Here is a 13,599-nt window from a genome sequence, read left to right on the forward strand (position 1 = left end):
GAGATGCCGAAGCCAGCAGCACCGAAGAGCCCCGATCGCTTCGTGCCCTACGCCGACGACGCGGCCGTCCAGACGATCGGCGGCCTCTCGATCGAGAACGGCACCGAGCGGATCGCTCTCCACGGCAGCCTCGACCTGCCGCGGGACGCCGCGGGGCTGGAGCGCGCACGAGCCCTGGCCGCGGCCGTCGCCGCCATCGTCGCGGCCCTGGAGGCGGAGCCCCTGCCCGAACGGGTGGCGGAAGCCTCCGCGCCCACCGAGACGGTGAAGAACCCCTTCGCCTGACGCGGCGACCGGCCTGCGTTTCTTGCTGCGCTGTTCTTCCCCGCCCTGTTCTTCCCCGCCCAGTTCTTGCCGGTCGGTCGCCGCCCTGATACTCCGGCGCAACACTCTCACGCGAAGCGGTTCGACGACGGCGAGCGCCCGAGGTCCGGCCGCATCGGCGCAGACCGCGCGGTACGCGGGCCGGCTCGACTCGGCGCAGCCGCGGGACCACGCACACGACGATTCCGACGGTCGAGGCGCAGGACGCGCCGGACCGCCGACACGACAGGGATACCACCATGGCGCGCGAATTCATCTACCACATGAAGGGTCTGACCAAGACCTATTCGGGTGGCAAGAAGGTCCTCGATAACATCAACCTGTCCTTCTACCCGGATGCGAAGATCGGCGTCCTGGGCATCAACGGCTCGGGCAAGTCGACCCTGCTCAAGATCATGGCCGGCATCGACAAGGACTGGACCGGCGAGGGCTTCGTCGCGCAGGGCGCGCGGGTCGGCTACCTGCCGCAGGAGCCGCAGCTCGATCCGAATAAGTCCGTCCGCGAGAACGTCATGGAGGGCGTCGCCGAGAAGCAGGCGCTGCTCGACCGCTACAACGAACTCGCGATGAATTATTCCGAGGAGACGGCGGACGAGATGACCGCCCTCCAGGACCAGATCGAGGCCAAGAATCTCTGGGAGCTCGATTCCAAGGTCGACCAGGCCATGGAGGCCCTGGGCTGCCCGAGCGACGAGCAGCCGGTCGCGACCCTCTCGGGCGGCGAGCGCCGCCGCGTGGCTCTGTGCAAGCTCCTGCTCTGGGAGCCGGAACTGCTCCTCCTCGACGAGCCGACCAACCACCTCGACGCCGAGACGGTGAACTGGCTCGAAGGCCACCTGCGCCAGTATCCCGGCGCGATCCTGATCGTGACCCACGATCGCTACTTCCTCGACAACGTGACGGGCTGGATCCTCGAGCTCGACCGCACCCGCGGCTATCCCTACGAGGGCAACTACTCGGCCTGGCTGGTGCAGAAGCAGAAGCGCCTCCAGCAGGAGGGCCGCGAGGACATGGCCCGCCAGCGCGCCATCAACCGCGAGCAGGAGTGGATCGCCGCCTCGCCGAAGGCCCGCCAGTCGAAGTCGAAGGCCCGTATCACCCGCTACGAAGAGCTGGTGGCGAAGTCGCAGGACAAGATCGACGCCTCGGCACAGATCGTCATCCCGATCGACGAGCGGCTCGGCAACAACGTCATCGAGTTCGAGCACCTGAACAAGGCCTTCGGCGATCGGCTGCTGATCGAGGACCTGTCGTTCAAGCTTCCGCCCGGCGGCATCGTCGGCGTGATCGGGCCGAACGGCGCCGGCAAGACGACCCTGTTCAAGATGATCACCGGTGCGGAAAAGCCCGACGGCGGCACCATCTCCGTCGGCGAGACCGTCCATCTCGGCTACGTCGACCAGTCGCGCGACGCCCTCGATCCGAACGCCACGGTCTGGCAGGAGGTCTCCGGCGGCAACGACATCATCTATTTCAACAAGCGCGAGATCAATTCCCGCGCCTATTGCGCCGCCTTCGCCTTCAAGGGCTCCGACCAGCAGAAGAAGGTCGGCACCCTCTCGGGCGGTGAGCGCAACCGCGTCCATCTCGCCCGGACCCTGAAGGGCGGCGCCAACGTCCTCCTCCTCGACGAGCCCACCAACGATCTCGACATGGAGACCCTGCGGGCGCTCGAGGAGGCGCTGGAGGATTATGCCGGCTGCGCCGTCATCATCAGCCACGATCGCTGGTTCCTGAACCGCATCGCCACCCACATCCTCGCCTTCGAGGGCGAGAGCCACGTCGAGTGGTTCGAGGGCAACTTCTCGGATTACGAGGAGGACAAGAAGCGTCGCCTCGGCGCCGATTCGCTGATGCCGAAAAAGATCAAGTACAAGAAGTTTTCGCGATAGGACGGCGATCCGGCGCCCGTCCTCCCCGAGGGTAAGCGCCGGATCAGGCCCGGGCGCTCAGCGCCAGGGCGTCCCTCAGGTCCCGCCCGTCGGTGAGCTTGCGGCCGCGACGGCGCAACCCCTTCAGCAGGTCCCGGCCGGGGAAGGGGCAATAGGGCAGGATCGGTGCGATCGTCCCGGCACCGAGGCGGCCATCCGCGAGATCCGCGAGGGCTCGGTCGAGCAGCACCCGGCCGTGCTCGTGCAGCACCACTGCGGCGCGGGTCGCGGTCGTGTCCCCGGGGAGAGGCACCGCCTCCTGCGCCAGGATCGCCCCGGCATCGATCGTGACCGCGAGGCGATGAATCGTGACCCCGAAGGCCGGTTCGGCCTCGGCCAGGGCGTGGATGGTCGGCACGGGCCCGCGATGGCGCGGCAGCAGGCCGGGATGAACGTTCAGGCCGCCGAGGGGCGCCCGCATCAGGGTCGCGCCCGAGAGAATCTGGTCGAAATGGAAGGTGACGATGAGGTCGGGGGCGTGCCGCTCGAAGGCCAGCGCCACCTCCGGCCCGTCGACGTCGTCGACCCTAAGGGTCGGGATGCCGAGATCCCGGCAGAGCGCCTTCAGCGGCGTCGCCCCGGCCGCCTCACCGGCCCCGGTCAGCCGGCGGGCCAGGGGAGAGAGCGGCGCGAGCAGGTCGGGCAGGCCGAAATTGACCCCGAGATAGGGCAGGATGCCCGGGCCCGAACGGGCGAGATGCCGGCGGACCTGACCGACGAGTCCGCCGGAGCTCGGACGCTCGGCATTCGACAGGCCGACGAAGGCGATGTCGCCCGCGTGGTCGCGGACGAAGCGGCGCGCCGCGCGGGCATTCGGCAAGGCCTCGAGGACGAACAGGGCGATGCGGGGCCGGCTCACCGCCCGACCCGAATCTTGAACGTGAAGCCGCTCATGCCGAGGCGCCGCAGGAACTCCGGCAGAAGCGCCGCACCGCGCGCGCCCGCCGCGAGGAGCCACGGGAAGGCGACGATGTCCCGGTCCTTCGCGAGGCCGCGCGCGATGCGGCGCGCCGCGTCCTCGGCGCTGATCTCGAGGGGCCGCCAGCCCTGGTACTCGCCGCCCATCGCGGTCTTCACGTAGCCGGGCGTGACCACGTTGATGCGCACGCCATGGGGCTTCAGCTTCTCCCGGAGCGCGAGGCCGTGGGCCAGCAGGGCCGCCTTGGTGCCGCTATAGGCGGGGGCGTCGGGCAGGGGGGCGAAGGCCGCCAGGGACGAGACCAGGGCGATCTGTCCGCGCCCGCGGGCCCGCATCAGGGTCACGCAGGGCAGGGTGACGTTGAGGGCCCCGAGGAGATTCACCTCCACGGTCTCGAAGGCCATCGCCTCGGTCTCGACGTCCCCGCCCGGATCGCCGCCGTTGATCGCTGCGTTGACCACGACGAGGTCGAGGGCGTGGGCCCGGTCCGCGCGTCGGAGCCAGGCCGCGACGGCCTCGCGCTCGCGGATGTCAAGGCGCTCGGTCTCGACGACGGCGCCCCGGGCACGGCAGGCCTCGGCGATCGCGTCGAGGCGGGGCCGGTCGCGGCCCTGGAGGATCAGGGTCGTCCAGGGCTCGGCATAGTGACGGGCGAGGGCGGCGCCGATGCCGCTCGACGCTCCGGTGATCAGGATGACAGGCATCGGGACTGCTAGCGCGGCCGGCCGGAGCGGATCAATAGACCGGCGCCAGTTCCTGCGGCTCGCTGCCCTCGGCGCGGTTCGCGCGGGCGGCGGCCAGGGCCGCGGCCGGCAGCGTCGCCTCCAGCCGCGGGATGGTCCCGGCGATCGCGCGCGCGATGGCCGCCTGGGAGAAGAAGCCGCCGTTGACCTGGGAGCGGTGCAGGACGACGCGCCGGAAGTCGGTCATCAGCTCGGCGTCGGGCGGCGTCGGGGCGGTCCAGAACGAGTCGACCCCACCCTGATGCGTCAGGTCCGGAAAGTTGTAGATCGCGTTGCCCGCGGCGCAGGTCGGACGCCCGAGCTCGAGGGAGAGCATCCCGACCGTGCTGTTGATCAGCACGACGCCGCGGCTGCCGGCGATCAGGCTCGGCAGGTCGCCGCCGTCGATGATGTCGAGGCGGTCGTTGACCCCGTGGCGCCGGGCCGAGTGCCGGGCGTATTTGCGCCAGTTGATCAGGCCGCTGTCGAGGGGATGCAGCTTGATCAGCAGGCGGGCGGGCGCCGGGGCATGGGCCGCGAAGGACGCGATGGTCCGGTCCATGAAGCCCTCGACCCCGAGGAAAGGGGAGTGGACGCGGATCTGATAGTCGCTGTCGAGCTGGAGCGGCAGCAGGAAGTAGTCGACGCCGATGGCCGTGTAGGCCTCGTTCAGGCGTGCCGCCTCGCGCCGGGTATGGGCGCGCCGGGAGAACTTCTTGATCCAGCCGGCATATTCCACCGCGATGTGATGCGGCCGGTGGCTGCGGAAATGCGGGAAGAAATAGGGAAAGCCGAAATTCGCGATGTTGTAGGCGACATCCCAGAGGCTGCGCCGGGCCATGTCGCCGCTGGACGGCATCGCGCGGCCGGGCTGCGGCAGCCGCCGGGCGACGGCGCGAACCTCGTCCGCGGTCTTCGGCAGGGCCGAATTGCCGTTCACGCCGCCGAGTTCGCAGGTGATCCAGTTCGGCCGCAGGTAGCCCTCCTCGAAGACGTGGAAGCGCACGCCGAAGGGCTGGGCCGCGGCCCGGGCGGCCACGTGATAGGGCCGGCAATCCCCGAACAGGACGATGTCGGTCACGCCGTGCGCGCGGACGTATTCCGCGACGTAGGCCCCCCACTTGTCGAAGCTGCCCCGGTAATTGTCGGACGGCAGGCGCCAGAACAGCCAGTCGCCAGACGAGAAGTTGATGCGCCGCACCCGGTGGCCGCGCGCCTCGAGGGCGCGACCGAGCTCCGCGAAGAACGGGGAGGCGAGGCCCTGGAGGAAGAGGAACGTCGCCGGTCCGTCGCGATGCATGTCGGCCTGATGATGCATATCTGCGCGGGGCTGAAGCATACTCGTCGACGCCTGCTCCTGCGCCCATTCATTGGCGGGCCACCCTGGACGGTGAAATCCGTCGCACGGGACTCCCATCCCAGCAATTGGGCGCTCGTAGGGCCGAGGCGGAATTTGCGGGGGATGTGGCGCGGCCGCCACGCCCCGCCGGAAATCGAACTCGGCGTTGAGACGCCGGTTCGGCCCAAGGCTCGCCCCTCGGCGCCGGGATAATGCTAAGGCAGCGGCCGGTTACGGCGATCCGAAAGCGTGCATGACCCTGAAGTCACCGCAATCCCTGTTGTCCACAGGCGGGAGCGTCCAGGCCCTGCGGTCCGAGATCGCGGCGGCCCTGGGCGTCGAATTCGTGTCGCGCTGGCGGCCGGGCGCATCACTCGTGGTCTGGGAGGACAGCCTCTTCCGTTCCGCCCTGTCGCGCTTCGGAAAACCCGTGATCGTCGGGCCCGGCCCGCTGCTGTCGCCCTATGATACCCCGAAGTCCGGGCTGGCGAGCCTGCGGATCAGCCGGGGCGGGGCGCCCGTTGGCGCCGCCGCAGTCGACGCCGCAGCCCTGATCCGGGCGCGCACCTTCGGGGCGAACCGGTTTCCCCGCGAGAGCGCGTCGACGATTTCCGGCGCCCTGGCGGGCCTGAGCGATCCGGCCCTGATCCTCGCCGAGGGCGCGGTCGCCCGGTCCGCGGCGACGCTGGCGGCCTTCGTGAGGCGGGTGCTCGCGGCGCGGCCGGACGGTGGGTTCGTCGTCGCGGGTTCGGCCGGCTGTCCGAACCTGCCATCGCAGCTGTCTCCGCGCATACGGGTCCTGCGGGAGCCCATCGATCCCTGGGCACTGTTCGATCGGCTCCGAACCGTGTTCGTCGGCGATTGGGCGCAAGCCTGCGAGGCGCGTCTCGCCGGATGCGACGTCGTCCGGCCCGGCGACGGCGCCGCACCTCCGGCGACGAGCGATCTCCTGGCCCTGCGCTACGGCGCCGGCCTCCACTATTTCGATCCCTGGACGCGGGCGCCGATCGGCTTCTCGGATTGTCTCGACCGTGTCGCCTGGCTGCGCGAGCGCTTCGCCGACAACGGCACCCGGACGGTGCTGGTCGGCATCTCGGGCTGGAAGCGCCGGGTGCTGGATGCCTTCATGGTCGGCCCGAAGGGGCCGCCGATCCACACCATGACGGCCGAGGACGCGGTCGCGGCCGCGCGCCGGCACGAGGCCCAGGTCCGGGTCTGGGCCACGCGGATGCCGGAGCGGCTGGCTCCCCTCTGCGCCGGGGCGGGCATCCCACTCGCGCGGGTCGAGGACGGCTTCCTGCGCTCGGTCGGACTCGGTGCCGGCCTCGCCCCCGGGGCTTCGATCGTCGTCGACGACCGCGGGATCTACTACGATCCGCGCACGGAGAGCCGGCTGGCCTTTCTCCTCCGGACCTCGACCTTCCCGCCCGAACTCGTCGCCCGCGCTCAGGCCCTGCGCGAACTCGTGATCGCCCGGCGCCTGACGAAGTACAATGTCGGACTCGCCGATGCGTCCGTCGACTGGCCGACGGATCGCCGGATCGTGCTCGTCCCCGGGCAGGTCGAGGACGACGCTTCGGTCATGCACGGCTCGCCCGTGGTGCGTTCGAACCGCGACCTGCTAAGGGCTGCGCGCGCCCGGAATCCCGACGCTTTCCTGCTCTACAAGCCGCACCCCGACGTGGAAGCGGGCTTCCGCACCGGCGCCATTCCGGAAGAAGAGGCGCTGACCCTCGCCGACCGGATCGTCGGCGGCCTGTCCATCGTCGACCTGCTCGATCGGACCGACCACGTGGAGACGATGACCTCGCTCGCCGGGTTCGAGGCCCTGATCCGCGGACTCTCCGTCGCGGTCCACGGGCGTCCGTTCTACGCGGGCTGGGGCCTGACCGAGGATCTGGCGCCCGAGGCCGATCGCGGCCGGCGGCTCGCCCTCGACGAACTGGTCGCCGGTGCGCTGCTGCTCTACCCGCTCTACCTCGATCCGGTCTGCCTCAAGCCGTGCTCGGCCGAGCAGCTGCTCGACCGCCTCGCGGCGGCCCGGGACGCGGCCGGCCCCTCCCGCCTCGCCTTGAGCCGGACCGCGATCCTCACGATGCGGGCCCGCTACGCCCTGCTGAACCCGATCATCCGACGCCTGCGCACGCGGCGCGGCGTCGAGCGATTCCCGGACCGGAAGCGCTGAGGCCCGCCATGACCCCGTTGTTCAGCCTCGTCCTCGCCCTGCTCGTCAGTTTCGCCATCGAGGCGCGCGAGGGCGCCGAGGCGCGTCCGGTCAGCCTGCGCTCCCGCGATCTCGCGATCCGCTTCACCGGGTACGCGCTGGTCACGGCCTTCTGGTTCCAGTTCTCCTGGCGCCCCTGGCTGGCCGGCGCCTCCTGTATCCTGACGGTCCTGATCCTCACCGTGATCAGCCGGCTAAAACGGAACGTCATCGGAGAGCCGCTGGTCTTCAGCGATTTCGCCCTGCTGCGGCAGGTGCCGCGCCATCCGGAACTTTACTACACCCGGCCGCTCGGCGACCCCCGCATGGCGGTGCCGATCCTCGTCGCGCTGGCGCTGATCGCCATCTGGTACGCGATCGAGCCGACGATCCTGCCGGGTGAGCCGAGCGTCGCCGTGCTGGCGCTGCTGGTCCTGCCGCTGGGCCTTGGCAGCGCCGTCGTCCTATCGGGGCAGGGGCGGTGGGCGGCCGCGCTGGCGCGCCTCTTCCCGGTGCCGTCACTGGAGACCGATCTCGCGCGGTACGGCCAGCCCGCCACGCTGATCGGTTATGCCCTGCGCTGGCGGGCCAACCGCCGAACCGAGTCAGGGGTCGCACTGCCGGTGCCGATCCGATGCGGCGATGCCCCGGTGGTCGTGGTGGTGCAGCTCGAATCCTTTCTCGATCCGGTGCGTCTCGGGGGCCCGGCGCTGCCGCTCATGGCGATCGTTCGTGCGCGGGCGGAGATCCACGGGCGCCTGCGGGTACCGGCCCACGGCGCCTACACCATGCGCACCGAGCACGCGGTGCTGACCGGCGCCGACGCCGAGGATCTCGGCTTCGGCGTCTTCGATCCCTACCTCACCCATGGCGGATGCGAGCCGACCAGCCTGCCCCTGCGGGCGCGCGACGCCGGGTTCGAGACCGTCTTCGTCCACCCCTTCCACCGCGATTTCTTCAACCGTGCCGAGGTGGTGACGCGCCTCGGCTTCGACCGGCTGATCATGGAGGACGATTTCGCCGGGGCTCCCCGGGTGGGGCCGTATATCGGGGACGTGGCGCTGGCCGAGCGCGTGCTGGCGGAGATCCGCGGCCGCGCGCGCCCGCTGTTTATGTACGCGATCACCATGGAGAACCACGGTCCCTGGAAGCCCGGGCGGCTGCCCGGCATCGACGATCCGCTGGCGCAGTATCTGACCCACGTGGCCAATACGGGCCGCGCCGTCGAGGCCCTGATCGCCGGGCTCCAGGACCTGCCCGCCACCCTCTGCATCTTCGGCGACCACGCCCCGGCCCTGCCGAACTGCCGACCCGGTTTCGGCGGTACGGCGACGGACTATGCGATCTTCCGCTTCGGCCAGGACGGCAAGACCACTCCCACCCGCCGGGACATCGGTGCCGCCGAACTCGGTCGCCTCCTGCGCGAGGCCGTCGATCCGCCGCCCGGCGCGGCGAGCTTGGCTTTGCCACCGTCGTGACGCATTGGTGATCGATAGGCTGGCGGAACCTGGGCCGTTCGGACCCCGCGCCGCCCGGTCGAGGCCCCGGATGCGTGCACGAGTCGTTAATTCGAACGCAGCGTTTTGCCGATATACTCCGACGCGGCCACCGCTCGGAGGCCCGCTCCGCGCGTTCGGTCGTCGACATGGCGGGCCGGGCCGCGCAGCGCACAGACCATGATGGCGTCGCCCCTACGCCCCGACCCAAGCGGGCGTCGTCCCCGGATCGCATGCATGCGCGGTTCGGTCAGGAGAGTAACAATGCTTCGTAAGGCGTCCCTGGCCGCCCTCACAGCCTGCCTCGTGACGGGCTGCACGTCCCTGCTTCCCGCCGCCGGACCGACGACGGGTGCGGTGGTGGAGGGGGCCGACATCGCGACCAGCGAGGGCACGTTCGCGCGCTACGAGATCGTCGACCTGTCGGCGGCCACCATCGAGGCTTTGCGGGGGCGCGCGCTGGACAGCCTGCTGGCCTCCTTCGGCGACCGGCGCCCCTCCCTCGAGGCCGTGATCGGGGTCGGCGACTACGTGGCCGTGTCGGTCTGGGAAGCGGGCTCGGGCGGCCTGTTCTCCGGGCCCCTCGTGGCCGACCGCTTCTCGGCCGGGTCGAAGTCCGCCCTCATCCCCGAGCAGGTGGTGCCCCGCGACGGGGCCATCAGCGTGCCCTATGCCGGGCGCATCCAGGTGGCCGGACGCCGGCCCCAGGACGTGCAGGCCCTCATCGAGACCGAGCTCGCCGGCAAGGCGATCCAGCCCCAGGTGCTGGTCTCGGTCACCAAGGCGGTGTCCCAGACCGTCACCGTCACCGGCGAGGTCGTGGCCGGGACCCGCGTGCCGCTCTCGGGCAAGGGCGACCGCCTGCTCGACGTGGTCGCCACCGCCGGCGGCGTGCGCGCGCCCGTCAACGAGACCTTCGTGCGCCTCTCGCGCGGCCCGCAGACCGCCACGGTGCCGCTGACCACCGTGGTGTCGAACCCGGCCGAGAACATCTTCCTGCGCCCGGGCGACACCCTGACCCTGGTGCGCGATCCCCAGACCTTCCTGGCGGTGGGCGCCCTGGGCAACGCCACCGAGATCCCGTTCCAGGCCGAGGGCATCACGCTCGCCCAGGCGCTGGCCAAGGCCCGCGGCCTGTCCGACTTCCAGGCCGATCCCTCGGGCACCTTCATCTTCCGCTTCGAGCCGGCCGCGGTGGTGCGCCGGCTGAAGCCCGGCAGCCCGCTGCTCGGCACCCCGCTGGTGCCGGTGGTCTACCGCATCAACATGCGCGATCCCAACAGCCTGTTCCTGACCCAGGCCTTCCGCATGCGCAACCGCGACCTCGTCTACGTCTCCAACGCCCCCTTCACCGAGGTCCAGAAGGTCCTCTCCGTCTTCTCAACCATCACCGCGCCCGTCTCCGCCGGCGCCTCTCTCTACGCGACGGCCCGGTAGGCGCGCCGATCATAAAAAAGGGGAGGCGCCGACCGCGCCCCCCCCCTGTCTTTCGTAAATCTCTGCTGACGATCCTAGAAATAGGACTTCAGTGTCCCCCGGCGGCGGACGTCGAGGGTCGCACAGTGGAACGAGCCGCCGAAGGGGCCGTAGGACAGGAACGGCGCCGGGATCGGGTCGAAGCCCCAGTCCTTGAGCGCCTTGATCAGGGTCGGCTGGCTGGCATCGACGACGATCTTCTTCTCGTCGAGGGCCAGCACGTTGATCGAGGTCCAGGGCGAGCACATCGAGATCTTGCTCATGAAGCCTTCGACCGGGTCGGGGCGGGGCGCGATCAGCACGTCCCACTTCTTGAGCACGGCGGGCAGCTTCTCGACGTCGATGTAGTCCGGATTCACCAGGACCTTGCCCGGAGCCAGGGGCATGAACGACGAGTCGATGTGCATCGGCTGCGGGCAGCGGCTCTCGATCTCATGGACCCGGAAGCCCGAGCCGAGATGGCGGCGCAGCCACTCGATGCCCATCAGGTTGGTCACGTTGGAGCGCGTCACGAAGATGTCGCGGCCGCAGCGCACGAAGTCGGCGGCGTCGAAGACCGGCTCGAACTCGTTGACCGTAAACTGCATCGGCTCGCCGGCCTTCAGGTTCGGCACCCGGTAATCGTAGTTGTAGAGCTCGTCCGTGAGCTGCGGACGCGGTGCCGAGGTCCAGCGCGCCCCGTTCCGGAAATATTCCTTGAACAGCGACCGATAGGCATCGCCCTCGAAGTAGCGCGAGCGCCAGCACATCGGGCTCTCGATGATCTCGTCGCCGATGACCAGATACGGGTCGCGGGGGCAGGCGACGCAGAAGCCGCGCGAGGACCAGCGCGGCGCCTTGTACTTCCGGGAGAAATCGAGCGAGTCGGGGCGACGGATCTTCACGCCCTCGCCGGCCAGGATCGAGATGAAGTTGTCGAGCTCCTTCTGGGCGAGCTTCTTCATGAACTTCGGATAGCGGAAGCCGGACGCGAAACGGTAGAAGGGCTGTGCCGCTCGCGGAAGGTTGAAGATCACCGTGAGGTGGTGTGTCGGAATGGTCGCACCGTCGAGACTTCCGACGATGACCTCCTCCAGCGGATCCCATTCGTTCCAGGCCATGACGGGGGAGCTCGGCGCAGGCTCCCGGGTCGCCCCGTAGGCGCCCCCGGCGTAACGCTCCACCTGGGCGTCGTCATGCACGACGTCGCCCGCCGTGATGTGTGATTCGCGGTCCATCTAAATCCGTTCCCCTGTCCGCCCCGACGGCTGATTCCCGGGCCTTCCGCCCTGTGCCGCTTTGGTTCCGACTGTGTCTCCGGGGTGATAGACAACGGTTCCCAAAGCTGCAACTTCCGGAGACGTTCACCGTTTCCGACGGTTTTTTCCGGTCGGAAACACGGCGGATCTAAGCTTTGAATCGCCGTGCCGCTGGCCGAAAGGGGCCCATGAAACGTCTCACGACATTGGCTCTGATCGTCGGTCTCTGCACGGTCGTCGGCCTGTTCCTGTCCTCGGGACTGGAAGACGTCGCGGCGGCCGTCGTGAGTGCCGGCTGGGGCGCCCTGATCGTGGTCGTCGCCCGCGGCTTCGCGGTCGCCTGGGCCGGGCTCGGCTGGTTCGTGATCTTCCCGCGGGCGGCCCGCCCGACCCTCTGGGACTGCATGACGCTGCGCTTCGTCCGCGAGGGCATCAACACGCTGCTGCCGGTGGCCCAGGTCGGCGGCGATTTCGTCGGCGCCCGCCTGCTGACCAAGCGCGGCGTTCCGGGCGGCGTCGCCGGCGCCAGCATGTTCGTCGACCTGATGACCCAGGCGGTCACCCAGTTCCTCTTCACCGTGGCGGGCGTCCTGCTCCTCGTCTGGATCGCGGGCGACGGCCCCATCGTCCGGACCGTGGCCGGCGGCCTCTCCCTCGCGGCGCCGGCGCTCGGCGCCTTCTACCTCATCCAGCGCCGGAGCGGCCACAAGGTCATCCAGGCCCTCGTCAGCCGCTTCGCCGGCTCGCGCGAGTGGCGCGCGCTGGGCGCCATCGACGTGCTCTACGACAGCCTCAAGCGCCTCTACGGCAACCGCGGCCGCGTCGCCGGCGGGCTCGGCATCCACCTGGTCGGCTGGTTCATCGGGACGGTCGAGGTCTACGTCGCGCTGCATTTCATGGGATACCCGGTCAGCGTCGTCGAGGCGGTGGTGATCGAGAGCCTGGCCCAGGCGGTCCGCGGCGCCGCCTTCGCGGTTCCGGGCGCGCTCGGAGCCCAGGAGGGCGGTCTGATCGCCCTCTGCGCCATCTTCGGCATTCCGGCCGAAGCCGCCCTGGCCCTGTCGCTGGTCAAGCGGCTGGCGGACCTGCTGGTCGGCGTTCCCGGCCTCTTCGCCTGGCACGCCCTCGAGGGCAGCGATGCCGCGGAACCTGCGGCCGCGCCGGAGGTCCGGACCGAGCCCGCCCTGCGCCACGACCTCTTGGTCCCGGTGCTGGCCAATGATTTCGGCGGCCGGGTCCGGGCCGAGACCGATCTGGGAGACCTCAAGAAGTGCGCCTGAATCGCGTCGTTCTCGCGGGCCTCGTCGCCGGACTGCTGCAGCTGAGCCCGGCCGCGCATGCGGCAGAGGATGCCGCAGTGGAGTCGGTCGCCAAGGTCTACACGACCTTCGAATCCGCCCTCAGGGACGCCCCCAAGGATGTCGGCGCCCGTGCGGCGAGCATCGGCCCGGCCCTGAGCGAGACGTTCGACTTCCCGGCCATGATCCGTCTGGCCGCCGGGCCGAAATGGAAGACCTTCACGCCGGAACAGCAGGGTGCCCTGACCGAAGCCTTCGGCCGCTACTTCACCGCGACTTACGCCACGCGTCTCGCCCAGGCGGCCGGCGGCAAGTTCACGGTCAAGCCGCAGAGCGAAGCCCGTGGGCCGAACCGCGTCGTGCAGACCGAAGTCGCGAACAAGGACGGCGATACCTCGCAGGTCGACTTCCTGGTCGGACCCGGCAACCGCGTCCAGGACGTGTATCTCAACGGCAACGTCAGCGAGGTCGCGAGCCTGCGCGGTAGCTTCGCCGAACCGCTGAAGACCGGTGGCGCGGATGGCCTCCTGACATTCATGCGCGATCGCACCACAGGGATGCTCGCCGCCAAACCAGCGCCTTAGAGTCCGGCCAGATACCCCGGACTTTGTTCCTCTCCCGACCCGTTACGATTCGCGCCGCTCGCTACCGCG

General features: G+C 69.9%; 11 protein-coding genes. 7 read left to right on the forward strand and 4 right to left on the reverse strand.

The window, feature by feature from the left end:
- Positions 1-3: 3 nt before the first annotated feature.
- Complete coding sequence (locus ACXJY8_RS01420; RefSeq protein WP_463775383.1) at positions 4-285, forward strand: hypothetical protein; 282 nt, start codon at positions 4-6, stop codon at positions 283-285.
- Between the two features lie 278 nt (positions 286-563).
- On the forward strand, positions 564-2,216 hold the full coding sequence (gene ettA / locus ACXJY8_RS01425) for an energy-dependent translational throttle protein EttA (protein ID WP_292496637.1): 1,653 nt from the start codon (positions 564-566) through the stop codon (positions 2,214-2,216).
- 43 nt (positions 2,217-2,259) lie between these two features.
- On the opposite strand, the gene ACXJY8_RS01430 is transcribed toward ettA, so the two are convergent.
- From ACXJY8_RS01430 to ACXJY8_RS01440, 3 genes are read right to left on the reverse strand one after another with little or no spacing between them, the layout of a single operon-like run.
- The gene (locus tag ACXJY8_RS01430) at positions 2,260-3,114 is read right to left on the reverse strand and encodes a formyltransferase family protein (RefSeq protein WP_463775389.1); all 855 of its coding nucleotides are present in this window, start codon (positions 3,112-3,114) and stop codon (positions 2,260-2,262) included.
- A complete protein-coding gene (locus ACXJY8_RS01435; RefSeq protein ID WP_463775392.1) occupies positions 3,111-3,878 on the reverse strand; it encodes an SDR family NAD(P)-dependent oxidoreductase in 768 nt (255 codons plus the stop codon). The genes ACXJY8_RS01430 and ACXJY8_RS01435 overlap by 4 nt, the downstream gene beginning before the upstream one ends.
- A gap of 31 nt (positions 3,879-3,909) precedes the next feature.
- Entirely contained in the window at positions 3,910-5,235 is a 1,326-nt protein-coding gene (locus tag ACXJY8_RS01440; protein WP_463775395.1) for a capsule polysaccharide biogenesis protein, read from the reverse strand.
- Positions 5,236-5,488: 253 nt separating this feature from the next.
- Between ACXJY8_RS01440 and ACXJY8_RS01445 the strand changes: the two genes are divergently transcribed.
- From ACXJY8_RS01445 to ACXJY8_RS01455, 3 genes are all read left to right on the forward strand, one after another.
- Complete coding sequence (locus ACXJY8_RS01445; protein ID WP_463775398.1) at positions 5,489-7,420, forward strand: capsular polysaccharide export protein, LipB/KpsS family; 1,932 nt, start codon at positions 5,489-5,491, stop codon at positions 7,418-7,420.
- Between the two features lie 8 nt (positions 7,421-7,428).
- Positions 7,429-8,916, forward strand: a complete 1,488-nt coding sequence (locus ACXJY8_RS01450; RefSeq protein ID WP_463775404.1) for an LTA synthase family protein — start codon at positions 7,429-7,431, stop codon at positions 8,914-8,916.
- Between the two features lie 282 nt (positions 8,917-9,198).
- Positions 9,199-10,371 (forward strand): polysaccharide biosynthesis/export family protein, encoded by a 1,173-nt coding sequence (locus ACXJY8_RS01455; RefSeq protein ID WP_463775409.1) that lies wholly within the window; start codon positions 9,199-9,201, stop codon positions 10,369-10,371.
- Positions 10,372-10,445: 74 nt separating this feature from the next.
- On the opposite strand, the gene ACXJY8_RS01460 is transcribed toward ACXJY8_RS01455, so the two are convergent.
- Positions 10,446-11,627, reverse strand: coding sequence for an amidinotransferase (locus ACXJY8_RS01460; protein WP_463775412.1), 1,182 nt, complete (start codon positions 11,625-11,627; stop codon positions 10,446-10,448).
- Between the two features lie 209 nt (positions 11,628-11,836).
- Between ACXJY8_RS01460 and ACXJY8_RS01465 the strand changes: the two genes are divergently transcribed.
- Both ACXJY8_RS01465 and ACXJY8_RS01470 read left to right on the forward strand, forming a co-directional pair.
- Positions 11,837-12,928: an HpnL family protein gene (locus tag ACXJY8_RS01465; RefSeq protein WP_463775418.1), complete on the forward strand. Its 1,092-nt coding sequence runs from the start codon at positions 11,837-11,839 to the stop codon at positions 12,926-12,928.
- Complete coding sequence (locus tag ACXJY8_RS01470) at positions 12,919-13,530, forward strand: MlaC/ttg2D family ABC transporter substrate-binding protein (RefSeq protein ID WP_463775422.1); 612 nt, start codon at positions 12,919-12,921, stop codon at positions 13,528-13,530. Before ACXJY8_RS01465 ends, ACXJY8_RS01470 begins: the two co-directional genes overlap by 10 nt.
- Positions 13,531-13,599: the final 69 nt, after the last annotated feature.

The organism is Methylobacterium sp. TK31 (assembly GCF_055361545.1).

Excerpts from the sequence above, each read along its gene's own strand:
- ACXJY8_RS01450 (WP_463775404.1), top strand. The coding sequence starts at position 7,429 with ATGACCCCGTTGTTCAGCCTCGTCCTCGCCCTGCTCGTCAGTTTCGCC.
- ACXJY8_RS01435 (WP_463775392.1), bottom strand. The coding sequence starts at position 3,878 with ATGCCTGTCATCCTGATCACCGGAGCGTCGAGCGGCATCGGCGCCGCC.
- ACXJY8_RS01420 (WP_463775383.1), top strand. The coding sequence starts at position 4 with ATGCCGAAGCCAGCAGCACCGAAGAGCCCCGATCGCTTCGTGCCCTAC.
- ACXJY8_RS01465 (WP_463775418.1), top strand. The coding sequence starts at position 11,837 with ATGAAACGTCTCACGACATTGGCTCTGATCGTCGGTCTCTGCACGGTC.
- ACXJY8_RS01440 (WP_463775395.1), bottom strand. The coding sequence starts at position 5,235 with ATGCTTCAGCCCCGCGCAGATATGCATCATCAGGCCGACATGCATCGC.
- ACXJY8_RS01460 (WP_463775412.1), bottom strand. The coding sequence starts at position 11,627 with ATGGACCGCGAATCACACATCACGGCGGGCGACGTCGTGCATGACGAC.
- ettA (WP_292496637.1), top strand. The coding sequence starts at position 564 with ATGGCGCGCGAATTCATCTACCACATGAAGGGTCTGACCAAGACCTAT.
- ACXJY8_RS01455 (WP_463775409.1), top strand. The coding sequence starts at position 9,199 with ATGCTTCGTAAGGCGTCCCTGGCCGCCCTCACAGCCTGCCTCGTGACG.
- ACXJY8_RS01445 (WP_463775398.1), top strand. The coding sequence starts at position 5,489 with ATGACCCTGAAGTCACCGCAATCCCTGTTGTCCACAGGCGGGAGCGTC.